At 53.2% G+C, this 25,455-nt stretch carries 14 protein-coding genes; 8 read left to right on the plus strand and 6 right to left on the minus strand.

Features of this window, described 5'->3' with window-relative positions; genetic code table 11:
- Positions 1-24: 24 nt before the first annotated feature.
- The gene (locus LOC67_RS02535; RefSeq protein ID WP_230260939.1) at positions 25-990 is read left to right on the plus strand and encodes an MDR/zinc-dependent alcohol dehydrogenase-like family protein; all 966 of its coding nucleotides are present in this window, start codon (positions 25-27) and stop codon (positions 988-990) included.
- An 81-nt stretch (positions 991-1,071) separates the two neighbouring features.
- Here the strand turns inward: LOC67_RS02535 and LOC67_RS02540 are convergent, their stop codons facing one another.
- A complete protein-coding gene (locus LOC67_RS02540; RefSeq protein WP_315861034.1) occupies positions 1,072-1,578 on the minus strand; it encodes a DUF3592 domain-containing protein in 507 nt (168 codons plus the stop codon).
- Between the two features lie 327 nt (positions 1,579-1,905).
- Between LOC67_RS02540 and LOC67_RS02545 the strand changes: the two genes are divergently transcribed.
- Positions 1,906-3,351: an MBOAT family O-acyltransferase gene (locus tag LOC67_RS02545; protein ID WP_230260941.1), complete on the plus strand. Its 1,446-nt coding sequence runs from the start codon at positions 1,906-1,908 to the stop codon at positions 3,349-3,351.
- Positions 3,352-3,394: 43 nt separating this feature from the next.
- Positions 3,395-4,408: a hypothetical protein gene (locus tag LOC67_RS02550; RefSeq protein ID WP_230260942.1), complete on the plus strand. Its 1,014-nt coding sequence runs from the start codon at positions 3,395-3,397 to the stop codon at positions 4,406-4,408.
- A gap of 111 nt (positions 4,409-4,519) precedes the next feature.
- On the opposite strand, the gene LOC67_RS02555 is transcribed toward LOC67_RS02550, so the two are convergent.
- From LOC67_RS02555 to LOC67_RS02565, 3 genes are read right to left on the minus strand one after another with little or no spacing between them, the layout of a single operon-like run.
- Complete coding sequence (locus LOC67_RS02555; RefSeq protein ID WP_230260943.1) at positions 4,520-5,386, minus strand: serine protease; 867 nt, start codon at positions 5,384-5,386, stop codon at positions 4,520-4,522.
- A 2-nt stretch (positions 5,387-5,388) separates the two neighbouring features.
- Positions 5,389-5,544: a hypothetical protein gene (locus tag LOC67_RS02560; protein WP_230260944.1), complete on the minus strand. Its 156-nt coding sequence runs from the start codon at positions 5,542-5,544 to the stop codon at positions 5,389-5,391.
- A gap of 31 nt (positions 5,545-5,575) precedes the next feature.
- Entirely contained in the window at positions 5,576-6,628 is a 1,053-nt protein-coding gene (locus LOC67_RS02565) for a DUF1559 domain-containing protein (protein WP_230260945.1), read from the minus strand.
- A gap of 976 nt (positions 6,629-7,604) precedes the next feature.
- Between LOC67_RS02565 and LOC67_RS02570 the strand changes: the two genes are divergently transcribed.
- Together LOC67_RS02570 and LOC67_RS02575 are read left to right on the plus strand one after the other, a co-directional pair.
- On the plus strand, positions 7,605-16,136 hold the full coding sequence (locus LOC67_RS02570) for a choice-of-anchor I family protein (protein ID WP_230260946.1): 8,532 nt from the start codon (positions 7,605-7,607) through the stop codon (positions 16,134-16,136).
- A 42-nt stretch (positions 16,137-16,178) separates the two neighbouring features.
- On the plus strand, positions 16,179-16,805 hold the full coding sequence (locus LOC67_RS02575; RefSeq protein WP_230260947.1) for a PEP-CTERM sorting domain-containing protein: 627 nt from the start codon (positions 16,179-16,181) through the stop codon (positions 16,803-16,805).
- 111 nt (positions 16,806-16,916) lie between these two features.
- On the opposite strand, the gene LOC67_RS02580 is transcribed toward LOC67_RS02575, so the two are convergent.
- Complete coding sequence (locus tag LOC67_RS02580; RefSeq protein ID WP_230260948.1) at positions 16,917-20,636, minus strand: PKD domain-containing protein; 3,720 nt, start codon at positions 20,634-20,636, stop codon at positions 16,917-16,919.
- A 317-nt stretch (positions 20,637-20,953) separates the two neighbouring features.
- Between LOC67_RS02580 and LOC67_RS02585 the strand changes: the two genes are divergently transcribed.
- Positions 20,954-21,628, plus strand: coding sequence for an acetyl-CoA carboxylase biotin carboxyl carrier protein subunit (locus LOC67_RS02585; protein WP_230260949.1), 675 nt, complete (start codon positions 20,954-20,956; stop codon positions 21,626-21,628).
- 286 nt (positions 21,629-21,914) lie between these two features.
- Positions 21,915-22,415, plus strand: a complete 501-nt coding sequence (locus tag LOC67_RS02590; protein ID WP_230260950.1) for a ferritin-like domain-containing protein — start codon at positions 21,915-21,917, stop codon at positions 22,413-22,415.
- A gap of 59 nt (positions 22,416-22,474) precedes the next feature.
- Here LOC67_RS02590 and LOC67_RS02595 read toward each other — a convergent pair whose 3' ends face one another.
- Complete coding sequence (locus tag LOC67_RS02595) at positions 22,475-24,562, minus strand: transglutaminase family protein (RefSeq protein ID WP_230260951.1); 2,088 nt, start codon at positions 24,560-24,562, stop codon at positions 22,475-22,477.
- Between the two features lie 393 nt (positions 24,563-24,955).
- Between LOC67_RS02595 and LOC67_RS02600 the strand changes: the two genes are divergently transcribed.
- Positions 24,956-25,390 carry a DoxX family protein gene (locus LOC67_RS02600; protein WP_230260952.1) on the plus strand — a complete coding sequence of 145 codons (435 nt, stop codon included), beginning with the start codon at positions 24,956-24,958 and terminating at the stop codon, positions 25,388-25,390.
- The last annotated feature ends 65 nt before the right edge of the window (positions 25,391-25,455 follow it).

Raw genomic sequence — 25,455 nt, forward strand, 5'->3', positions numbered from 1 at the left:
ACTCGCAATTCGGAACGCTTTCACATGAAAGCCATCACCCTTCATTCGCAGGGATTCGGTTTCGATGATGTCTATCCATCACCGAAACCAAAGGACGACGAAACTCTGGTTCGAGTTCTTAAGGCAGGTATCTGTGACACTGACTTGCAGCTTATCAAAGGGTACATGGGATTCGCCGGAGTGTTGGGACACGAGTTCGTTGGCGTCGCGCAAGGTGGCCCATACGCCGGACAACGCGTCGTTGGTGAAATCAATTGCAGTTGTCACCAATGCCAAACTTGCCAGGCGGGGAATGCAACCCATTGTCCCAATCGAACGGTCATTGGGATCGATCGTCACGATGGTGCAATGGCAGAATACGTTGCCGTTCCACAACGCAATCTGCATGTCATTCCAGAATCAGTTGACAATGATGCGGCTGTGCTAGTGGAGCCGCTTGCGGCGGCCTTCGAAATCCTCGATCAGGTCGATCTTGCGTCAACGGATCGCGTCGCGATCTTAGGTGACGGACGTCTGGGATTCTTTTGCGCCCAAGCGATCTCGTTGCACACGGACCGTCTATCAGTCTTTGGAAAGCATGGGACAAAGTTGCTGCGTTTTGGCCATCGCGGGTTCACAACGATCCAAGTCGTTCCCGATGACCTTGCCGATTTACCAAGTCGCGAATTTGATGTTGTCGTCGACTGCACCGGTTCAACCAGTGGATTGCCGATGGCATTACACTTGGTGCGTCCACGCGGCACCATCGTGATGAAGACGACGGTCGCCGATCCACATCATCAATCCTTGGCGCAAATTGTGATTGATGAAATCAACTTGGTTGGTTCGAGGTGCGGTCCTTTTGCGAAGGCGATCAACGCACTAGCAAGCCTACAAGTCGATGTCAGTGGATTGATTACCGATCGTTTCGAACTTGACCAAGCCAACGAAGCGTTCGAGAAAGCCACGAATCCGACATCGTTCAAGGTCGTTTTTGATATCGGCCAGTGATGCCCGTTCACCTTCGGCCAACTCTTGTCATCGGAGCATCGGACGCTCCAGACTCGCCAGCTGGCTTCGACAGTCGTTGCTTTAGTGAACGGTCAAATTGTCCAGCAGAACGGTGCTTTCACGTGACGCGACCCACCAGATGATGGTGAAGCCGATGGTGAATAGCAGCCAGGTGATTGAGAACGCGAACATAAACTGCAGCGAACGGTGGAAACCGAACGACAGCACTGCGTCCTCCGGTTGGCTGGGATTGTAACGCACATCAACAGCGTTTGATGATTGCAGCTTATCGAGGATCTGCTCGTGTGAATCGCGGCCGCCACTGCCGGCATAGCCAGCGGCGAGCACGTCGTTGGTGTAGTCGCGAGATCCGACACGGTATTCGTACTCGACCTCGACTTGATAGGTGGTGCTATCACTACCAGAGCTCGATTTCAGATCCGCTCGAACAATCTTTCCCTGTGCTGTCGGCCAAGTGGCAGCGGCCAGAGAACGTCTCAAGGAAAAGAAGCTGTATCCAAGAATTGAAAATCCAGCGATGTAAAACAAGCTAATGAAAGCGGTGAAGAACCACATCCCGGTGCGCATGATGAGTGAGAGTTGGTGAAAGGTGTCCGCAATCGTTTTGTTAGACCAGCGATCAGTTAATTGGAAAACTAAATTCACTGGGATAGGCCGAACTAGTGTCTTGCCGGGGCTAAATATGAGCTGATTTTCTTCCAATTTCTAAAAAGTCGCTTCGTTGGTGGGGCGAATTACCGAACCTCTGCTATGCTGGCTTGATCCCCGCCCTGTGGGGTGTATTGTTGGTGGCCCGTGGGGCATTTCGGTATTTGGAATTCAGCTCATTGCATCAAAATGCTTTCTTCGGATTCGACGATGCGCGATGAAGGCCCACTCTCGTTTTAGGCGGCGATGAGTTTTATCAGTTACGAGTTCCTGGTTCTGTTGGCATTTGTTTTTGTTGCTGTCTGGAGCCTACCTCACCGAATCGCGAATTTGGTTTTACTTGCTGCGAGCTACATCTTCTATGGATGGTGGGACTGGCGCTTTTTACTGCTATTGCTGACCTCATCGGTCATTGACTTCCAATGTGGAAGATTGCTCGATGGTAAAGTTGCTGAACATCGACGGAAGAACGTTCTACTGGTCAGCGCGGTCGCCAATTTGGGAACCTTAGGGCTATTCAAGTATTTCGACTTCTTCTCTGAATCATTCAACGAGATTCTTGTCTGGTTTAACTGTGATCCACGGGCGCCAATTCTAAAACTCGTTTTGCCAGTTGGGATTTCGTTTTATACCTTCCAGACGCTCAGTTATTCGATTGATGTCTATCGGCGAAAAATCGCTGCTACATCGAACTTTGCTGATTTTCTTTTGTACGTCAGTTTCTTTCCTCAGCTCGTTGCCGGTCCAATTGAACGTGCCGATCGGCTACTACCACAGATTAGTTCTCCACGCGGATTTAATTGGCAACGGATCGTTGCCGGTTTGCAACTGATGTTGGTTGGTTTTTTTAAGAAGATGGTGATCGCAGACAACTTGGCGATCGTTGTCGATCGAACATTCAATTCTGATTCGACCAACGGGTTGGAGATCTGTTTGGCGACCTATGCGTTTGCGTTTCAGATCTATTGTGATTTTTCCGGATACACTGACATTGCGAGAGGTGTTGCAAGGTCGTTGGGTTTTGAATTGTGTTTGAACTTCAATCTTCCTTATTTCGCCTCAAACCCGACTGATTTTTGGCGACGTTGGCACATAAGCCTCTCTACGTGGATACGCGACTATCTATACATTCCGCTTGGTGGAAATAGGAGCGGTACCGTTTGGCAGGTTCGTAATCTTGCGATCACAATGCTGCTCGCGGGGCTTTGGCATGGTGCGAGTTGGCACTTCGTCATTTGGGGACTTTATCACGCCGGCTTGTTGATTGGATACCGAGTTGTTTTCGGGTGGCGATCGAAGGGCCAAGGGGAACGCGATCAAGTTGGCAAGAAGAGCACTGTTCGCAATCTCGCTGGCCACTTTCTTGCAGTCTGTTTTTTCTTCCAATTGACTTGCATCGGTTGGCTCGTTTTTCGCGCTGAGTCAGTGTCGCAGCTATTTCAGTACTTCACGAGCCTGTGTGAGTTTGGTAGCTGGAAGGTTTCTGCTCTGGAAGTCGACCTCGCCTATCGACTGTCGTTACTCGCGTTGCCTTTGCTCTTGTTTCAAGTTTATCAGGCGTTGCGGAAAGACTTGGAGCCATGGGTGAGTTGGAGCCCGATTACTCGAATGTGCTTCTACGTTGCGTTGTTCTATGGAATTGTCTTACTTGGAGCGCCAGAGAGGAATGAGTTTATCTACTTCCAGTTCTAATTCATCACACCATGTTGTTTCACGTCATCCGCGACGCGCTGCCATGCCTGTTGCGTTTCTGGGGAGCTTGCTGGTGATTACTGCTGTTGAATTTGCAGTATCGAAAGTTTCCAGTGCGGTTGTCTCGAGTTCTTCGTTTGTACCTCCCGATCGAGTGCCGACACTTGTTGAGACAATCGTCGAACACAAATTACAGGTTGCAAACAGTTCTTCCGCTCCGGCAGATATTCTCGTGATTGGCGATAGTTCTGGGTTGATGGGAGTAAAGACAGAGCAGTTGGAAGATGTCACCGGGCTTACGGCGTACAACCTCTGTACGATCAGTCTGACAGGGATTGAAGGCCATCAAAAACTATTCGAGCGGTACGTAAAAAAACACGGCCACCCTAGATTGGTCGTGGTTCATTTGGCCTACTACGATCTGAGGTACAGTGAACAAGATATTGCGGGGATGGGGTTCCTTTCACATTTGAATGAATGTTTGGGGTTGAACGCTGAAACGCAGATTGATCAGGACAGTTCCATCACTGCAGCTGGACAGTCGCTTATTCCAAGTCAGCGTCTGCGTTTGACTGCGAGGAATTACCTGACTTTGGAAGACAGCGCTGATCAGTTTTATCGGCGCCCACGTCAGCAATGGGGATCGCATTTAGAAGTCATCGCCAGCCTCAATCGTCAAAAAGGCTATCTCGAAGAAATCAGTGAAACACGTTGGGATCAACCGCAAGAGCTGAAGTTGGTCATTTCGGAATTTCAGTTGCAGGGGCTTGCTTCGTTGTTGGATCGATGTTCCGAGTTGTCAATCGACACTGCTGTGGTATTGAATCCTTTACCTGAGAACGCAAAAACGGAAGTGACTCGTTCACATCTTCAGGTCGTCGATCAGCAAATCTTACAGTGCGTTGACACTTTCCCAAGCTCCGAAGTTTTGTTTGGGCAACCTCGGTTTTATTCCGATCGGCAATTCGCGACGCTCAATCACCTCTCTCCGCAAGCATCCGAGCAAAATACAAAACAGATTGCCGCCAAGATTTCTGAGTTGCTCTCTGTGAAGTAGCGTATCACAGTTCTTTGGAAGAATAAGGCGAAAAAAACAAGCTGCACCACAGCCGCCGACGATGTCCAAACGACGGCATGTGATGCAGCTTGCTTCGTTATTTACGATTGTCTATTGCAGGGAAGCTTCGGCTGCAGATGAATATCGTTTCCAGTACTCGATGATCGATACACCTTGACCGCCAACGCTTTCAACAGCATCGGAGGCTTGGATATGCATCCCGATGACCTCGCCCTCTGCATTTAAGAGCGGTGCTCCTGGAGTTGCCTGGAGCGAAAGCCGTTCGTTGCTGAACTGATAAAGCACAGCTCCGTCAGCATCAACCGAAAGGATTTTAGCTTCATGCGTTTCCTGGCTCGGCGGGGCACCTCCGTAGGCTGCCGTGGCAAGATAAATCTTGCTTCCCGCATCGGGAAACGACGAGGCCAGTTTGAAGGGTTTCATGCGAACCGTGCCCGGTTCGACAAGGGCGACGTCAAACAGAACGCTTGATTCGCTTGAAAAACTTTCGCCGGGCGATTCAGCCATCATCCCGATCGTTTTCATTCCGTCGCCGGCGCCGTACGCTTCGGTCACACCGATCGTTCGTACCGATTGGCGTATTCGCTTCGCATCACCGGGTTCGGTAATCGGCTGCTCGCGATCTTCAGCGACGTGCAATACAGTCACGAAATAGGTGGTGTTCTTTTCACCCGAAGGGAAACTGCAGGCGAAACCACTTGAGACGACTTTATCTGGTTCGATTGCTTTCTCACCGAGGCCGTAATAGCTTCGCCAGACGGCGTTCGCTTTTACGTCCGGACCATCGACGACTTGGGCCGCCTCGGCAGCCCGTTGAGACGCATTGGGAGGACCAGGTTTTTGGTAGCACCCTGATGTCGCAATCAGCGATGTCAAGCTCAGGACGGCGGCCAGCTTGGTCGCCGATCGCTGCCTGTTTGTCGTCGATAGTGAAAATCTTAAGTTAAGCAATTTCACGCCTACAGTTCGCTTTCGCCGTCTTCGACAACCGTATCTTCGGCAGCGATTTCAGCTGCCATGTCCGTCGTGATCTCTGGCGGTTCTGGCGTTCCGCCACAGCCGGTCATGGAAATAGCGACGACAGACAGCAGCAATGCAAGTTTGGTAAGACGCATGATGAATCTCGATTAAGTGATGGGGTGTAAATTATTCAACGATGTTTGGAGCAACTTCGCCGTCGTCAACAACGCACAGCTGCATCCAGATCTTCGCGTCGATCGCGAAGTCAAAGTACTGAACCGATCCGTCGCACATGACAGCGTGGACACCGGTGTGAGACGAACCGAAATAGCGATTCCAGTTGGTGCCTTCGTTGGCATCGCGATCAGGCGTATAAGTTTGCGAATCGCTCTTTGGCGGGAAGTGCCAGCGAATGGTGTCGGTATCCCATCCGGGATTGTTCCAACGTTCGTTGTCGCCGCCGTCGAGGCCATGTTCGCTGTAGGGCAATGACTTTTCGGCAAACACGATGCTGTGTGTCAGTCCGTCGCGGATGCCGGCTAGCGTTCGCTTGTCTCCTTCCTTCGCCCAGATGATCGCTCCGCCTTTCGTTTTCAAAAGACCGCCGTTGCTGCGGCTACGTGTCGAGACAGCGGGGGCTCCAAGAGGAGCTTCGGGAATGAAGTTGACAGCCGAGTCCGGTCGTCCGTGAAAGAATCCGCCATTTCCGGCGTAGTCAACGCGACCGAATTTGGCGGTTCCGTATCCGGTCGGAGGTCGACGGGTCGGGCAATAGAAAACTGGAAGCAACACTTGCGCCACGTCGTCTTCACGAGCGTTGTTGGGGCGGTTGGGCCAGTAGGCTGGATCTTCAGTTGCCATGTCGTAGACCATGTCTTGCTCGATGAATGGCAAGATACGGAACTGTGCTGACCAACCGGCCGCGTTTGCTGCCCGGCAGCAGGCGTTTGCGTCGCGTCCGGCGGCGGACGTCGAACCGGGGTCGCCATCCCATGGGCCTGGCGGAAGTTGCTTGTAAATGCTTTCGTAGTTCAGCGTTGCCAAGCCGATTTGTTTCAGGTTGTTGGTGCATTGCATGCGGCGAGCCGATTCGCGAGCGGCTTGAACCGCTGGAAGCAATAGGCCAACCAAGATGCCGATGATCGCGATCACGACCAACAGTTCAACAAGGGTGAAACCAGTCCGAAGTGCGCGGGAGGGAGAGTGTTGGCGGGGTGACTGGAATGACGAAGACGTCATTTGTGGTTCCTCAAGTTACCAATGTTCAGGAATTCAAAGTTCAGGATTTCAAAGCATCGGTGTTGCCTTTACCGCGGCAACGTTTTGATGCTCCGAAGGTTCACAGTTTGTGTGGGTGATTCGCTTTAGCTTTGATGAAGATTGAACAAGCGATGTCACGCTAGTCGATCATTCGAAGCGTCAAACAGGGATCGCTTTATCGCTACAGATTCACGTTTGTGGGATAACGCCCTGCGCTGGTGTCGCTGGTTGGGGTATCCCGTGGAATCGTTAACGAAGTTGATCATGTGCGAAACGAATGGCGTCAGTTGGTGTTTCATTGACATCCAATTCAGATTCGCCATGCCTTTCAAAGTTGGCCGACACGTTATCGTTGCTCAAGAAGAATGAAACCGAGTTCGCAACGAATTAACTTGATATTCACTATCCCGATGAAGTGCTCGCTTAAACACACCGTAAGAAAGCGATCAGCACCATAGCGCTGTTAACGCGCGAAGCGAATAAGAATCGTATGTGTGCGCACGGTGAAGGAGGGGGAAGGGTGTGTTCCAAAGTGGTCGTGCTTTGCAATGCCAAGCCACATTGGTTTGTGAAGAAACCGTCTTGGTGACAAGCCAGTGTAACTGGCTGCAGTTGACAGTGGTCAACGGATCGCAATGCTTTGCCCTTTGCGTTTATATGACAATGCTTTCGCATTTGCGACTGTGTGTGCAGGATATCGTGCGTACACATGGAAAGTGCTGTTCCATGGTCGTGGTTTCACAGCGCGAGCAAATGTTTATGAATACACACGCATCAGTATTGAAAGCGTTTCTTATGTAGTGCGTACACGCCCAAACGATTGGCTATGTGTTCGTTGCCAATGTGGCTGTGGCACGATGTCATCAACGGCCGTGTTCTTTAAGGTTCGGGCAAGATTGATGTAAGCGCCTGTGTGCCTTTGATGAAGATGCATGTTCTGGTGTTGAGAGCGAATATGTCGCCGTTAGACTTCCGCGCGATTGTTACAGACGACGCCACTGATGTTACCCGGCTGTGTCTGTTCAACATGTTGGTTCGAACGCAAACAGAACAAAACGGAACGACACCGGTGAAGAAAACCAATTCAAGAAGATCAGCTCTTCTAAAGAACGTTCAACGTATCGGCAAAAGAAAGCGCCGAAGCCAAACGAAAAAACTTAACATTCAATCGCTCGAAGCTCGTCAACTGCTAGCCGCAAACGTACTCGATGACGCGTTGACCTTGTCCGCGGATAGCTCGATCAACGTTTTGACGAACGACACTTCTGGAAGCGAAGTCCAAACTGTTTCTGCATTCCAAGCGGACTTTGATCGTGTTGCTTATGATCCGGGTGTTAACGCAACGGATTGGTTCATTCCGGATCGTCCGGGCCAGCCTGGGGTTCCGCAGCGTTCTTTGATCGCTGGCGCCGTTTTCGGTGGTGCGGGAAACCGCGGTGACTTGGATTTGTATGTCGATGCGGACGACCAAGCCAACGCAAACGACCTCGACACGCGTCTCGATTCCTCGTTCGGTATGGCTTTGCCCATGCTGCGAGACAACACGGCCGTCGATGCGACGGGAGCGAACCTTGGTGTCGTCCAATACGCCAGTGAAGGTGGTGGGGATTCATGGATCGCGATGGGAGCGGCACCGGAAAACAACGGTGAGATCTCTGTTCCCGTTTCCAACGCCTATTTCCCTTACGATGCCGGTTGGGTTGGCGGAACTTATGACAGCGGCGGCGGTCTTGTCGCGCAACCGAGCGCGACGGCCACTGCCCCGACCGTCGTCAGCGTCGCAGGAAACGGACGTTTTGAAGCAACCGTTCCCGGTGTTACCGATAGCTACAACGAAGGGTTCTTGTTCTCTGTCGGTGCGGACAACGAAGACAACTACACCCGCACACGTCCAATTGATGGTGGGAAATGGTCGATCGCACATCGCGACAATGCGGCCGAAATCAATGGTGGCGAAGAAGACGACATCAACCTGTTGTATATCCCACGCAGTGCCCAAGGTCTGATCGGTGGTGTGGTCAACGGAGGCTTTGACGGTGTCAGCCCCATGCGTCAATCGTTTGGCGACTTTTCGATCCAACGCGAAACCGATGGCTTTTGGCGCGTCAGCGTTCCCGGTCATGATGTGACATCAGGCGTCATCATTGCCGAAGCCTACGATCTGACCAATGAAGTTCCAGTCAATGCATATTTCAGCTACGACGACGCGGGCGACGGATCGGGTGACATCCTGATTCGCCAGTTTGCGTGGAACAGCAACGCGGAAACGCCACTGAATACGGATTTCGTATTCTTCTTTATCCCGTTTGAAAACACGCTTAGCCCAACAAACACGCTGACAGTCACATCTGTCGGTACCGATGCGGGCAGTCTCAGTAACAACCTTTCGTCCAAGGGCCTGCCTCTGGCAATCAACGCCGACGGGACGATCGATTATCAAACCGGTGCGTCCATTCGAGCTCTCGGAGCTGGTCAGACCGATTCGGATACCTTCGTCTATGAAGCAACCGATGGAGTCGATTCTGCACTCGGGACCGTCACCGTGAACTGGGTTGGCGTTAACGACGCACCCGAAGTTTTGGCAACACCCGCCGATCTGGTCATCAATGAAGACGCTGCTGCGACGGCAGTCGACCTGACCGCACTGTTCGCGGATGTTGATAGCGGCGATACGCTGACCTATTCGATCGATACCGGACTGAGCGGATTGCTGTCCGGGCAGATCTCCGGCACTGACGCGATGATCACGCCATCGGCTAACCAGTTCGGTTATAGCGTGGTTACAGTGACAGCAACTGACCTTGCCGGCGAATCGGTTTCGGTCAGCTTCGGTGTCTCGGTCGTGCCACAAAACGACGGTGTTGTCGCGGTTGATGACACCGGTGCGGTCACTGACAAGATGACTGCGGTTTCGATCGACGTGTTGGGCAACGATTATCACCCCGATACAACGATCTACTCGGTATCGGCCGCTGCAATCTCAGGCAATGTTGAAGCAACCGGTGATTCCAACACCGTCTGGGGAGTTGCCGGGACGACGGCTTCACCGAACGATCTGACGATTCAAAGTGCCGCAAACCTTGGCGATGTTGCGATCGGGCGTGGGGGCGAAGACCTGTTCCTAAGTGACGGTGTTTTGCTGGGAACGGTTGCTGACAACACCACGCCATATTCAACGGTCGAAACCTATGCCGCGTTTGGAAGCTATGGCTTCGCAACGGGTGTGGGCATCGGTGGTGGTGAGCGAACTACGCCTGTGAACGCGGCATTTTTCCCGTTTGCAGAAGGTTGGACATCGGGTCATATCGCTGCGGACGGCAGCTTGATCGGTGGCGTTGGTGTTTCACAAGACAACATCCGTCTGGTTCAACCTGGCTTGTTCGAAGTCACCATTCCGGAAGCGAATAGCCCCTACGATGGCATGTTATTCGCCATGGGAGGCAGCAACGATGACAACATCGTTTCGGTGCTTCCTGGTTTTGACAATCGATGGTTGGTCCGTCAGTTGGACAGCGATGACGACGCGACCGGCTTTAAGAATGCTCCGATCAGCTTTGTCTATATTCCCGCTGGAACCAACGGGTTGATCGGAGGGAATGCACAGTTCCAGGAAGGGTCATACTTCATGACCCAATCATTCGGTGACGTTTCAGTCGGAACCGATCTGAGCGGCGCACCGCTGGTTCAAGTCAACGGCTACACACCCGAAGACGGTGTTCTGATTGCGGTTTCGAGCGCTACGGAATATGCCGATATCAACGGAGGTTTGACGAACGTCCCATCAAGCCAAGCTGTATTTGCCACACCAAGCGGCAACGGTTTCCGCGTCGACTTGCGTCAATCGGGGACCTACAACTTGCCCGGTGATGCTGGCGACTTCCAGTTTATCTTCCTGCCCTATGATTCGCCGCTTGAGCGATTCAATGGACTGGATTTTGCGGTCACTTCGTACCAAACGACCAGTGCACTTGGCGCGACTATTTCGCTAGACGGTGGTTCGTTTAGCTACGACCCGACCAATGCAAGTGCGGCGATCACAGGGCTCGGAAATGGTGAATCTGTCGAAGATACCTTCACCTACACCATCGAAGATGGACGCGGATCGACTTCGGTTGCCACGGTGACAATCACCGTGCAAGGTGAAAACCAAACGCCGACGGCTTACGAGGATGTGATCAATGTCAACGAGCAAGACATCGACGGCATTCGTTTGTCAGTCTTGGGTAACGATGTTGATCCTGATGTTGAGGCCTTGTTGGGGACGCCCTCGGGAATCCCTTCGGCAAATTTAGCTGTTGACGAATCAGGCATCTGGACGGTCGCCCAGACGGGGACCGGCGACAATTCGATCGTTATCGGTGACTTTGGCAACAGCATTGTTGAAGTTCTGCACAGCAACGATGCATCGATTGACCCGACCCAGGGTGTCGTCCTCGCCACGATTCGTGAGAACTTCGATAGCCCGAACACCAGCTATCGGTTGGTTCAAGCTTTCGCAAATGGATTTGGCGGGACATCACTAGCCCTACAACAATTCGGCGCTGACGGTGCCGCGAACGCCAACGTTTCGGTGGCCTACTTCTCGTTCGCTGACAACTGGGTTGGCGGACATGTCGATGCCAGCGGAATGCTGACGAGCGGCAACGGTGTTTCGTCGATCGACATCTCCAAGTCCGATGCTGGGCGCTACGAAGTATCTATCCCCGGCGTCACCGATGCAGCGATGGACGGCTTCTTGTTCGTGATCGGCAACGAGAATGCTGACAACGTCGCATCCGTTCAAGCGATTCCAGGGACCAGCCGATACGCAATCGCGGTTCGCGACAACACTCAAGACTTTGGCGATGGTGAAGACGGCGGGTTCTCCTTCGTCTTCGTTCCGCGCAATGCACAGAACCTGGTCGCCGGAACGATCGATCCGTTCGTCGAGGGGCCAAACACCGTTACGCGAACCGTTGGTGAATACACCGTTGAACGCCAAGATGTCGATGGTGGTGGCTTCGAATGGAAATTGTCGATCCCAGGCCAAACGCCTGAAACCGGAATGTTGGTTTTGACCAACCAAGATGATGGCGAAATCGAAGATAACTTCTTGAGCTATGGTGACGATGGCGAAGGCAACTTCATCATCCGATCTCATGACATGCCAAACTTGGGCCGTCAGAATCAGCCCTTTAGTTTCGCCTTCATTCCCTTTGATGGTCTGCAGCAGCCAGCCGCACGCCCGGTTCCCGGTTTGTTGTCAGTCGAATCAGTCGACGCAACGACCGCATTGGGATCGACCGTTGCGATCAACGCTGATGGCACAATCACCTACACGCCATCGACTGCTGTTGCCGAGCTTTACACCGGCGACACCGCCGTCGATACGTTTAGCTACACCATGACCGATGGTTTTGGTGGTTCGTCAACCGCAACGGTGACGATCAACATCGCTGGCTACGGTGAGGCTCCTGCAGTCGCAAGTTCTGCGGGTGCTTCTTACTACGGTATCGGTGACCTGCCGGTTGGCATCGATGGGATGCTTAGCGTCACCCCGATCGGCGATCTGTTTGCCGACGGTGCTGTCGCGACATTCGAATTGGTTGCCGGGCAACTGCCTTCGGACCAACTGGCCATTCGTAACGAAGGGACCGATGCCGGCCAAGTCGGCGTCAGTGGGACCGACGTGACCTTTGGCGGAACGGTTGTCGCAAGCTTTGTTGCCGGATCGGGCAGCTCGGCTTTGACGATCACCTTCAATTCCGACGCCGACGAAGCATCCGTTGAAGCTGTTTTGCGTGCGGTAACGTTCGAAGCGACCGAACCAGGGCTGACCGGCGGATTGCGAAACGTGCAAATCAGCTTTGTCGATGGCAACGGCATGGCAAGCGAAACGCAGATCAAAGAAGTCGAGCTTGGCTTGGTTTATCGACGATCGCTGCAGCAAAGCGTTGATGCGGGATATGGCATCTACACGGGAGTTTCGGATGCTCAAATCCGAGAAAACAACCCGACTCTTGTGTCGGCTCCCGAAGGCGACATGCTGGTCGACTTTGACTCCGGCGGAAACGCCGCACAGGTCCTGTTGCAGTTTGCCGACATGTTCGGTGACGGTCCTGGTCAAATCCCCAGTGACGCGATCATCACGTCTGCAAACCTTGTCGTCTATACCGACAACACCGGCGACGGTGGCCAGTTCTTCCGCTTGGCATTTCCGTTTGATGCGGCAACCGCAACTTGGGATGCGTTTGGTGGCGGCATCCAAACCGACAGCGGCGAAGTGGTCGGCGCGGCGCAGTCACAAATCGGAACCTCCGAAGGTGGCGGTGCGACAGGCACCGGCGAACATTTCGTTAGCGTTCTGCCCGACGTTCGAGCTTGGGCTGCGGGTGAAGCGAACAACGGTTGGGTCATGGACGGTTGGACCAACCGCACCGACGGTTGGGCGATCCGCAGCAGCGAGAATGGCGACCCCACAACCGGACCTCGTTTGGAGATCGAATGGGTCCCAGCGGGCACGCAAGTCGCTACCTTCCGCGACGGTGTGAATGACTACATGGGAACCTCGGATACGTTGATCAGCAGCGTCAATCCGGACCAAGACTATTCACAGGACGGTGGCTTGTTCATCGACTACGACGGATCACAAGGCCGTGGCCTCATCCGTTTTGATGACATCATAGGTGAAGCTGCCGGGCAGATCCCTGCCGGTGCCAAAGTCATCTCGGCTCGACTGCGTACCGCCAGCATCGCGAATAATTCGCAAGGAGACGGTGCTCGTTTCTACCCAATGCTGACCGGGTGGCAGGACACCGATACCTACAACAGCCTTGGCAATGGTGTCAGCATCGACGGTGTCGAAGCCGCCGATGAGTACACCGCGTTCGCCGGGAATGCGAACCGGGATCCCAACGCTCAAGCCGGTTTCCAAGATTGGGACGTGACCAACGATTTGCAACTTTGGGTTAGCGGTCAGCGAGACAACAACGGTTGGTTGTTTGAGCCTTGGGAAAACGGAACAGATGGATGGGGATTCGAAACTTCCGAATCCAGTGAAATCCTGTACCGCCCACAGTTGGAAGTGGTCTACACGGTTGTTGAATCACCACAAATTACCGTGACCGGATCGAATTCCGAAGCGATCGACGATGGTGAAATCTTCGTTTCGCCGCTGGCGGGTACTGACTTCGGAAGCGTCGAAGTTTCAGGCGGTACGGCAACAAAGACCTTCACCGTGGACAACCCCGGAACGGTTCCGTTGAACATCACCGGGGCATCGATCACCGGTGACGAAGCGTCCGCATTCGGCTTCGGTGTCACGCCTGTGTTCACGATCATTCCTGGAGGCAGTGTCTCCTTCGACGTGACATTCGATGCGACGAAGCAAGGGATCCACGACGCGACGATCGAGCTTAGCACCGACGGTGTGATCGATGGCGTGTTCACATTCGCCATTCGCGGAAACGGCACGGGCTTCCAAGCTCTGTCGGCAACGCCTAATGGAGCGACTTCGTTTGCACCGGTTGGCGGCATCGATTCTGGACTTAGCGGAGCGGAAATCTCTGCCTTTGATCCAGCCAGTCAGCGTCTGTTTGTGACGTCGGGTTCTGGTTTGCAAATTGTCGACTTGTCAAACCCTGCTAGCCCAGTGTTGCTAAGCACGCTAGCACCGACTGCCGATGGTGCCAGCGACGACGCGATCACTAGCGTCGCCGTCAGTGTTGCCGGGATCGTCGCGGCTGCTGTTCCGGGGGCTGACGAACAGGCCGACGGCCATGTGTTCTTTTACAGTGCTGTCGACGGTTTGTTCCTGGGAAGCGTCCAGGTTGGTGCGTTGCCCGACATGGTGACCTTCACGCCAGATGGCATGACGTTGTTGGTCGCCAATGAAGGCGAGCCCGGTGGCGATCCAATCGTCGATCCGGCCGGATCGGTCAGCATCGTTGACCTTTCGACTGGTGTCGCGACCGCAACGGTTCAGACCGCGGACTTCACCAGTTTTGATGGCAGCGAAGATGCATTGCGAGCCGCCGGGGTGAAGCTGACTTCGGGCAACACGGTCTCGCAAGACGTCGAGCCTGAATATATCACCGTTGTTCCTGACGGAAGCGTTGCCGTGGTGACTCTTCAAGAGAACAACGCGGTGGCGATCATCGATCTGTCGACAGCAACGGTGACGGACATCCTGCCGCTGGGCTATAAGGATCACGCCGCAATCAACGCTCAGATCGACCCGACGAATAACTCGCCAGACGCGTTGACGTTGGGCAGTTTCCCGGTGCGAGGCTTGTTCCAGCCCGACGCGATCGCGAACTATATCGCTGGCGGATCGGTTTACTTTGTCACAGCGAACGAAGGTGATGCCCGCGATGCTGAAGAAACCGACATCCAAAGCGTCACACTTGATCCGACGATGTTCCCCGCTGCGGCTGCACTGCAGGACGCAAACTCGGCGGGCGAATTGGAAATCACCAATCTGTTTGGCGATGCCGACGGTGATGGCGACTTCGACGTGCTGTACTCCTACGGCGCACGGTCATTCTCGATTTGGAATGAAACGGGCGATTTGGTCTTCGATAGTGGTGACCTGCTGGCACGAGCCACTGACGCTCTTGGGCTGTACGACGACGGTCGTAGTGACAACAAGGGCACCGAACCGGAAGGCGTCACGATCGGACAGATCGATGAAAGCACCTACGCGTTCATCGGCATGGAACGCGCCAACGCGACCGCCGTGTTTGACATCACCGATCCAAGCAACGTTGTGCTGACTCAAATCTTGCACGACACCAACGACGTTAGCCCCGAAGGACTGACGTTTATCTCCGCTGCGGACAGTCCCAACGGTTCGCCAATGTTGGTTGTCAGCAATGAAGTCAGTAACTCGCTTCGTGTTTATTCGATCGGAGCATCGGTGATCCCCGAAGTCGAAGGCATTGTCATCAATGACGGTGGTGCTTCGCGATCCCAGATCACATCCGTCACGGTGACGTTCAATACCGAAGTCGACTTGGCGGCAGTCGAGAACGCTTTCACTTTGACGAACGTTGACTCCACACAAGAGGTTTCCGGGCTGATCGTGGACGCGACCCATAGCGGTGGCAAGACGATTGTTGTGCTGACCTTCGATTCGGCTGACGCCTTGGTTGTCAATCGCGTCGGAACGGGAGTTCTCGGGAACTCGCTGATCGACGGCAACTACCAGCTTGATATCGCCGCGGCAAATGTCGTTTCCGGTGGCAGCGCGATGGCGACGGACTACTTGTTCGGCGGTCAGACGGCTGCCGATTCGATCAACGACGACTTCTTCCGTCTCTATGGCGACGCAAGTGGTGACGGAGTCGTTGACTTCAGTGACTTGGACAACCACTTCGCACCAAGCTTCTTCGCAACCGAGGGCAGCCCAAGTTTCGATGCCAGCCTTGATAGTGAAGGCAACGGCGTCATCGACTTCGACGACTTGGACAACGGTTTCGCACCGAACTTCTTCAAGTCACGTTCATAAAACCCAACTTCAATAACAACCCTAACCGATTTGGTTTACATCATGAGAATTCTGTTTTGCATCGCACTGCTTTTCGCAGCAGTCCCTTCGGTTCAAGCCGAACTTGTTTATGACGTCTTCTATCGTGCCGCCGGTGTTGACGGCATCGGTAGCGCCGTGCTGAACGTCGCTCCAGATGAAACGATTCGTGGCGTCGAGGTCATCTTGCGTGAAACCGCAACGAATTCCGAGACGAGTCCGCTTGGAACCGGTGGTTTGCGTGGCTATGCGATCGAGTTGCAGTCCAGTACCCCAGGATCATTCGAGAATGGGGCTTACAACAGCAGCTTTCAGTTTCCAGCGACGGGCAACGACGGCGACACTTTCAGCGCGTTCAATTTCGCGGGCGGAACGGCTGGTGTCGAAGTTGCAGCCAACACGGTCGAGCTGTCGCTCGGGACCGTTGATCTGATTGGCCCAACCTTGGGCAATCAAATTCAGTTCTCACTGGCCGACTTCAGTCCCAGTGTTGATAACTTTGTTCTTGCAAATAATGTGGCACTCGATGACGTCATCAATTTTGGCAATACGCTGACGTTGGCCTCGATCACCGCAATTCCAGAACCGTCGAGCTTCGCCCTGATCGGGACTCTGGGATCCGTCGTTCTGCTTCGTCGGCGTCGCAGATAATCAGCAGTTGAACTGACTGATCAGGTAGATAATCGAAGAACCGCCAAGGCATTGCTGCTTTGGCGGTTCTTTTTACTTTTCAGATTCGATTACCAAGCGGTGAGACCGCTTTTAAAACAACAGGTCTTGCGGCCTGCTTCTTACATCATCGATCTCGCCGTCGTCGATCAGGCCTGACAATGTTAGCGCGGTCGCACCAGCGGCGTCGCCACTGGTCCATGCGTTTCGAATGTCATGAAGAAGCGCAAGGTCTGTCAACAGATCTGACACTGCATCTGAATCATCAATCGGATTGGCATCGATTTCTTCTCCGCTGACAAGGTCTTCGTCGTTCTGTCCGTTGACTTGATCAACTCCGAATCCGCCGAAGATTACATCCAGACCTTTGCCGCCAAGGAGCTGATCATCGCCGTCGCCGCCGAGCAGGACATCATTACCTCCGCCGCCGGAGATCTGGTCATTGCCGCTGCCGCCGAGAATCGTTGTGTCAATGGTCACTCTTCCTGCGATCGATGCGGAGTCATTTCCAGCGCCGAGGATGATCAGTATCTCCGAGAAGTTCGAAGGATCGAGATCAACAACGCCTGATCCTGCCGCCCCATCGGCGAATGCAGTCTTTACTCGAAGGGTAGGGTTCTTATTGCCACCGACCAGCTTCAGTTGGATGTCGTCATCACCAGGGGTTCCGATGATCACCAGTTGATCGTCTGCAAATGTCAGGCCCGAGACAACGACAGTCGTTGTGGTACTTGCCGACAATCCGTTGTCGTCGGTAACGGTCATCGTCACTGTGTAGATTCCGGCATCGGCATAAGCATGCTGTCCGGTCACTTGCCCGCCGCCGCGTATTCCGTCGACCGTTGCAGCTTGGGCGCCTGTGCCATCACCCCAGTCGACTGTTGCGGTATGGGTGTCATCTAGGTTTTGATCGGCGAAGGAGGCCGTGACAGAAGTCAGCAGCCCCGTTTGTGCGGGCGAATCTAGACCCTGCGAGCCCACGATCGCATCGAGGACGGGAGCGTGATTGACATGTAGAACGTACTCACCGCCAAGATTGTTTGCCGATTCGATTTGGACGGTATAATTGCCTGAAACATCAGCGATGAACGAGATCAGCGAGTTGATGCCGTCAAGTCCGTTATCGTCGCTAGCGACGACATTGCCTGCCGGATCGAATAAGGTGATTTTGGGATCAAACTCGTTATCGACTCCACCGGGCAATTGAGTCGTGATTTCGAATTCCGAGCCGATGCTGTCGATGGTGAATTCATAAGAATCGGTATCGACAACTTGGTAAGTGATGTCTGCATGTAGATCAACACCGGTCCCAGCGATCATGGATTGGTGAGAGACCGAATCGATGATCTGGCCACTCGACGTATCGTATACATCGACCGAACCCATCTGGCTGACGTAAAGTCTTGAGCCGTCCTCGGAAATGGCCATTTGCTCCATCCCGAAGTAAACAAATTGCCGTGTCGGTGGGTCGCCGGAATAGTCGTTATCAAGACCTGAAATGGTCATGATCGGGACCGGGCTAATCGTTCCGTTTTCGGGGTTGAATTCGAAGACATCGATGAATCCGGAACCCTCGTAGCCATCTGATCGCAGGTAAAGACGTGTGCCATCGGGACTAAACACTGCAGTCTGCAAGTTGACTCCACTATTGACGGTCGCTATTCCCGTTGGAGTGAGCCCATCGATAGCGTAGCTTAATATTGAATTGAATCGCAAGGCGACTCCGTAATTTCCATCAGGTGCAATGGCGTTGTTTAGTCCTACTGTGATCAACGGAAGCACTTCGCCTGTATCCGTCAGGTTGCCACTACCATCAAGCATAAATCTTCTAACGTTTTGATTCCTCGCAGACGTGACGATCACAGACCCATCGGGGCCGACGGAAACCGATGTGTGGTCGGATTCCGCATCAAAGGTGTTCACTTCTGTCAAAGAAGCAATGTCAATGACGCAGAGAGGTGAGATGAAACTGCCATCGCTGACCAACAGAAATTTGCCATCGGGGGACAGGTCGAGATCTTCAGCTTCAGTTGAGACTTCGATTGCACTGCCGTTGTTCCCCAGCGAAGGCGTTTCACCCAGTTCGATGACCCATACCCGTCCGCCAAAATCGGTAACGAAAGCCAGACCTGCATCTGCGACGATCTGAACATCACCCAGCAAGGTTTGACTTGGGATGGGAACGATTCCAATGACTTCGTTCGACGCCGTATCGAAAACCGTCGCATTTTTGGCCACGTTGTCGACCGCAACTCCTATCTCATCCACTTGACGAACAGGTGACATCGATCCCCAGACCGTATGGGTTGAGTCAATGCTTTGTTTGATTGGTTCACTTTGGAACACTTCTAGAGATACATCGTCAATCGCGATATGTTGATAATTGAATGTGTCTCGTTCCGCGAACCGAACACGGATTTCTTGTCCTGCATAGCCGGCCAGGATCGAGCTAACGTCAAATGACCTTTCGTTAGGGCCAGGCTGTTCGACGGCGTCGCCTGGGTTGGTCGAAAACACTTCTGAAATCAGTTGCCCAGTTGCCGTTTCAAGAGTCACTCTGAATTCTTGCTCTGGATCGACAAAGCCCTGGCTCGCGAAGTTGTAGATGCGGTCGGACCAACTTAGTGTCGCGTGAGAAAACGCTTCCGGCACGGTGACGATTTGATAGAGTGTTCGCGTACCGGGCCCTGTGCCCAACGAGATCGCGTCGAATGTGCCGCTGATCGGTGCAAGTGTGCTTCCGAGGCCAGGTGCGAATTCAGTTCCATCGTTTAACACGAATCTGGAATCAGGCGATACTTGACCGATGTCCCAGCCATCAAAGTTTGCTGTCTCGAAGTCACCGTTGACGATTAGCTCTGTTGTTGGTCCATCAATGTACTGGTCAACTTTCAGGCTGGCATCTCTGGTGACCTGCAACAAATAGTCACCGGTTCGACCTTCGGAGACACGAACGGTGTAAGTACCTGACGTACTCGGGGTGTAGTCAAGGAGGAATGAATTGACATCTAAAGCATTCGACTGGCCTGTTGCGACCAACGCACCCATTGGGTCGATAATTTCGATTTGGTTTGCAACGCCTTGAAGTGTTGCCGAGACGGGTTGCCCTGCGACTAGGTCAAAAGAGTAATGATCGACATCACTACTACTCGGGGCCTGATCGTAAGTCAGCGTTAAGGAAAGTTGTTGCTCCGAAGGGCTGACGTCGTCAACGGTTCGACTGGGCGTTATCGTTACAACGAGTTTTCCATCGGTTGCGGCTGCTGTCATTGCCGATTCAGAGATGGAAACGGAACCCTGCACTGGCCCGAAGCCCGGCGGTTTGGGTGAGAATATGGGATCGTTATCAAACAGGATCACCGGAGCTTGACCTTCCACAGCGACTTGAAGGTTTTCGTAGGACTCACCAAGATCCAGAATTGCGAACACATCAAGGGTGGCTCCACCCGTCGGAGATGTCACATCGAATTCAAAGTTCAGAACGCTTGGGTAGGCCAGGCCGGGACCAAATCGATCAATCGTTTGCTCGACGGTACCCGGGGCGTCGCCCGAAAGGGAGCCTTCGATTGCGACCCGATCTCCTTCGATTGTTACAAAAGAGGCGTCAACGTTTTGAGCTTGGGCAACGGTATCGTTGGAGGCACCACCGATCGATTCCGCTTCATCGATCGAGGCGAACGGGGCACTAAAGACTTCGGCGGCGAGAAGGTTCCGCTTCTCGAATGTCTCAAAACGACTTTGACGACGCTTGGGTGCAGCTAGATGTTGAGCAGGGCGTGATCGATTCGAACGATTAGACCAAAATGGCTTCATGACTTGCTTCCGGTACAGCAAATTAGAGATGAATGTATAGACACCCCTTTGTTAGCGGTGTGTGGAGCCCGGATCAAGCTATTTCTTTTCCCCCAGATGGTAGTTTCTGGCTATTGGTAAAGTTTGCTAGCCAAATGTGCATCTCAGTGGCGATTCTTCGCCTTAGTGGATGGTTCTACGCTGGTGTGAGCGTGTTAATGGTTGCTACGCATCCGTTCGTGGCAAGGTGTCATGAAACGCTTGCGGGTGAGTATGCCGGCATTCGACTGACGAAGAGCGCGAGATGAACCTCTGGTAAACTGCTATCGCACACCGTTGTGCTGTTCACATTCGATCCTGCATTGACCGAGATGGATGAAGATTTAAATCCCTTTGCACCAATCATCTCGGATGAAAGCGAGGATCGTTCGCTCTGTCCAATCTGCAGAACAAAAGTCGACTTCAAGCGATTCTATTGGCCGTTCGGTTACTGCGATGGCTGTCGCAATTACTTGACCATTCGAAATTGGGAACCGACGAGTTGGAGTTCACTGATGGTGATCCCCGTTGTTTTGCTCATCCTAATTCAACGAGATTGGTATCAATTTTGGGATACCAACGAGTTCATTGTGGTGCTGTGGGCATCGATGGCAACGTTGTACCTGATTGAATCTAGACTGGGCGGTGTGTTGGTGCCTGCAGTGTTATGGGGCTTCGTTGCACTGCAGGACGATGACCGGTTACCGGAAGGGCTGCGTCCGGCCAAGCCAACGAGACAGCTTGAGGAACCGCAGGATGATGTGCTGTGGCCCGATGATGAAAAACCGGCGGTGGTGATGAAGGTCATGGTGAACGTTGGTGACTTCATCAAAAAGGGGCAGATCGTTGCCGAAGTTGACAACGGGGAAAGTCGAAGTCTGGTGCCGTCATCGGTTTCTGGCACGATTGAAGGGATCAACATTTCAGTCGGCGAAACGGTTGACTGGAATTGCCCGCTGATCGATTTCAAGTAGCGATCATGCTTGATAAGTCGGTGCGCGATTTACGACCAGCAAAGCAGCGAAAGACGCAATCAGACTGCACGTAAGGCTTAGCAATAGCCTTTTGAGCCTGGATTTGGGCACTGGTACGCAATCTGCGTCTTCGCACTTCCGCACTCACAGTGGCAAACACGGATGCACGGGCAATCAGTATCTGCCTGTTTAAGTACTTGTTTCGCATCGATTGAATCAGATGCCAGCGAGTGTACTTCAGACCCTTTGCCACCACACATTAAGCACCGACTTGAAAGGAATAGCGATGAAACTCGATTCACTTTACAAACTGTTTGTTCATGAACTGAAAGACCTATACAGTGCCGAGACTCAGCTTTTGGATGCACTGCCGAAGATGCAGGAAGCGGCATCAAACGACGAACTGAAAGCTGCGTTCGAGAACCATCTGCAAGAGACGAAGACTCACGTTTCACGCCTGGAGAACATCTTCACGGACTTAGAGTTTGAACCCGGTGGACATAAATGTGCTGCGATGGAAGGTCTGATCAAGGAATGTGAGAGCATTCTTAAGAGCGACATCGAGCCATCTGTTTTGGATGCGGCGCTGATTGCAGCGGCACAGCGCGTCGAGCACTACGAAATGGCTGGGTATGGCACAGCACGCACGTTCGCTGAAAAGCTCGGTCACCAAAACGCCGCAGACATTCTGCAAGAAACGCTGAACGAAGAAGGGCATGCCAATCAAACGCTCAGTCGCCTTGCTGAGCGGAAGATCAACTTCTTGGCGATGGGCATGGTGTCCTAACCGAAGCACCATGCGTCACGAGGATCACCCTATCTATCAAATAGAGATTCCGAGACCTCTTAGTGCCAGCGCAGGTCGACGATATGGTCGCCGATTGCCTCTTGGCGTGGCGGTTGCCCGGCGTCGGGGGCGCGATGAAGTTGTTTGACGACACATCGTGCTTGCCGACGCGACCTTGCGTCAGTGAGGTCCACTGGTAGGCCTGGATAGGCTTGGCCATTTGGTTCCCACTGGTGAAGGTTGATTTGCCAATGCCGATCATCGGGATGCGATAGCGTCAGCGTCAGTGGATCTTGCGCAGGTAACGTCGGGTGCAGTCCTTGTTGTGGAACAAAGCTGCGATAACGCAATCCGATCAGGCGGATGGTTCCGTCATCGTCTACGCCCTGCAAGGGAATGGCCCAGTTGCCATATCCCAATGTCCATCCATCAAGACTTTCAGGGTTCTGTTCATTCACCAGCCTAATTTCGATCCGGTGCGTGCTGGCATCGATGGTTCTCGAGCCTCCCCGTTGCATCGAGACATCGCCTACGAGCGGCCAAAACTCCATCGCGCGGCGCATCTCTACGCGTGTGTTCCCGAGTTCGAATCGCGAGATCACCAAGTCCTTATCACGCATCAAGTACTTCACAATCGGCTCGCCAAGTTCAAATCCATTCCGGCGAAGATCGTCCAGGACTAGACGCAAGTCTCGGTGAAGATAGAAGGGCAGTGAAAATCGTTCGTGAAGTTCATTACCCCATTCGATCAACGGTTCATCAAATCGATGCGCCGCAAGCATCGCGACGATCGATCGAAGTAATGCCGCAAGTGATGCGGTGGTTTCAGGAACAGGGCCCATTCGGAAAGAACGAAATTCGACCAATCCAAGCTTGCCGCGGTTTCCGAGATAAGGGTTCCAAAGCTTCTCGATGTTGATCTCGGCCCGGTGCGTATTGCCGCCCGGATCTGCCAAAAATGACGCAAGCGCTCCCCAGATGACTTCTGGCGATGGATTGCCGAGACGACTAAGTAAGTCGAGCGTCAATTTCAGCTCATTTGTCGTCCCACGTACGCCTTCATCGACACGGGGTGCTTGGCTTGCCGGACCGATCGATGCAAAAGCATGTAGGTACGACAATGATGGATGCTGATTGAAATATCGAATCAAGCTGGGCAGCATTCCTGGGATCCGAAGGAATGGACTTGCCATCGCACTGGGGCCGCCGAGTGTGATTTGCCCACCGCCCCCGGAGTCACTCTCTTCGCCGTTGTACTGCAGTCGATACGATTCAAGCCCTTCGGCGTTTGCCGCTGTTTGCAATTCTTTCAAGCTTTGCCACAGTCCCACAACCTGATTTGCTGGGGCCATGTTGACTTCGATGACCGCGGGGTCAGCTGTGATCGTCATCCATGAGATCGTGTCGTCGATAGGCGGTGGAAATCCACCTAACCTGATCGAGGGAATCGCAAGTTCGTTGGCTGTTTGCGAAATTAAATCCAGCAATTGACAAAAGAGTTCGACATCGCAAATCGACGGCAACTCGATTTTCATCGACGAATCTTCATCGACGCAAACGACAAGAAAGTCGCCTTCGGGTGATAGCTCATCACAGACTTCGACGCCTTCGATTCGTTCCGATCCCAATGGCATGCGAAGCAAGGCGGGACGCGCGTTGGTATCGACGTTCGGTTGGACGTCGTCGAGACGAAAGACAACACGATCCTGATGCGGCGGTTGAAGCGTCGCTGCGGTGAACCCTTTTTCGTTCAGCTTTTCATTGAGCTTTTTCGCGAAAGCTTCGCCATACGCAGCCGTTCTTTCAGGTTCGGCGCCGGCTGGCGGGTCTGTTTCGACGAGCAACGGATCGGGCGGACCTTTCCAGACGGTGCCACCATCGCGACGGGCATACAACCCATAGTTCCAGCGGGGAGTCTCTTCGTCTTCGTATTGTCGTCCGACACAGCAAAGTACCGCCGCATTTGAATACTGAGCGGCAAGTCTGGCAAAGACTGCTTCGGCACGCGCCCGTTTCTGTTCGCCGAGCGCGCAGAATAGCCATTCAGGGGCTTCGGAGAATCGGTCGGTAAAAGTCGGTTCAGCTCCGATCCAGATTGGTAATCCGAGCTGTGATACGGCTGCATCATGCGCTGAAAGGGCGCGCATAAACCCATCATCTGAATCCATTCGACGTCTACTCGACGAAGCTCTTGGGATGGTCATTGGGTCAAGTCATCGCGCTAACGCGCCGCCTCGGGAATCGCGATGTCTGGGAGCGGGTAATGTAGTGCAATTGCAATTCCCCTGCTGCGCGTCAGAGGCGATTTGAGACGGACTTTGCATCAATGAAGCCGCAATTTTCGGCAAAGTGATCTTAATTTGTCGATTCGACATCCGAGCCGACGACTATCAGGAGAGCCCCGGTCGTTTCTTGCCTATTTTTACAGGCCATAATCTGCGATCAATCGCTGAAAGAATCTGCATCGCGGCCAGTAAAACCTGATTGAATTCTGCAACTGACCGCAATGTCAGTGGTCACTTGGATGTCCGGAGATAGAAATGAAAAAGTCGAAGATCGTTGGATGGGTCCTTAGCGTGCTGGTGTTTTTGATGATGGCCGTGTTAAGTGCCCAAGGTAAGTTTTTCGATTTTGAAAACAAAGAAGAGATGTTTGCCAAACTGGGATGGGCTGAAGACGTGATGGTCTACATCGGGATCGTCGAAGTGGCGATTGCGATCCTGTTCTTGATTCCTCGCACGGCATTCATCGGAGCAATCCTGATCAGTGCTTATCTTGGGGGAGCAGTCGCGACACACGTTCGCATTTCAGATCCATTCATTTTTCCGATCATCCTTGGCGTGATCGTCTGGGTCGCGTTGGGGCTTCGGGATCGACGTGTCTTTCAGTTAGCTTTCGGATCGCAGCCCCTATCAACGCAGCCCCTATCAACGCAGCCCCTATCGACGGCGGCGACTGTTTCGGAGGATGCCTAGTCTGAGCATCACATTAGGAACATCTTTGCAACACGAATCCGCGATGCAACGAAGTGAATCCAATT

It is taken from the genome of Stieleria sp. JC731 (genome assembly GCF_020966635.1).
Taxonomy (GTDB): domain Bacteria; phylum Planctomycetota; class Planctomycetia; order Pirellulales; family Pirellulaceae; genus Stieleria.

Coding starts and splice junctions, on each gene's coding strand:
- LOC67_RS02565 (WP_230260945.1), bottom strand. CDS start 6,628: ATGACGTCTTCGTCATTCCAGTCACCCCGCCAACACTCTCCCTCCCGC.
- LOC67_RS02550 (WP_230260942.1), top strand. CDS start 3,395: ATGCCTGTTGCGTTTCTGGGGAGCTTGCTGGTGATTACTGCTGTTGAA.
- LOC67_RS02540 (WP_315861034.1), bottom strand. CDS start 1,578: ATGCGCACCGGGATGTGGTTCTTCACCGCTTTCATTAGCTTGTTTTAC.
- LOC67_RS02545 (WP_230260941.1), top strand. CDS start 1,906: ATGAGTTTTATCAGTTACGAGTTCCTGGTTCTGTTGGCATTTGTTTTT.
- LOC67_RS02600 (WP_230260952.1), top strand. CDS start 24,956: ATGAAAAAGTCGAAGATCGTTGGATGGGTCCTTAGCGTGCTGGTGTTT.
- LOC67_RS02570 (WP_230260946.1), top strand. CDS start 7,605: ATGTCGCCGTTAGACTTCCGCGCGATTGTTACAGACGACGCCACTGAT.
- LOC67_RS02535 (WP_230260939.1), top strand. CDS start 25: ATGAAAGCCATCACCCTTCATTCGCAGGGATTCGGTTTCGATGATGTC.
- LOC67_RS02595 (WP_230260951.1), bottom strand. CDS start 24,562: ATGCGCGCCCTTTCAGCGCATGATGCAGCCGTATCACAGCTCGGATTA.
- LOC67_RS02560 (WP_230260944.1), bottom strand. CDS start 5,544: ATGCGTCTTACCAAACTTGCATTGCTGCTGTCTGTCGTCGCTATTTCC.
- LOC67_RS02580 (WP_230260948.1), bottom strand. CDS start 20,636: ATGAAGCCATTTTGGTCTAATCGTTCGAATCGATCACGCCCTGCTCAA.
- LOC67_RS02590 (WP_230260950.1), top strand. CDS start 21,915: ATGAAACTCGATTCACTTTACAAACTGTTTGTTCATGAACTGAAAGAC.
- LOC67_RS02575 (WP_230260947.1), top strand. CDS start 16,179: ATGAGAATTCTGTTTTGCATCGCACTGCTTTTCGCAGCAGTCCCTTCG.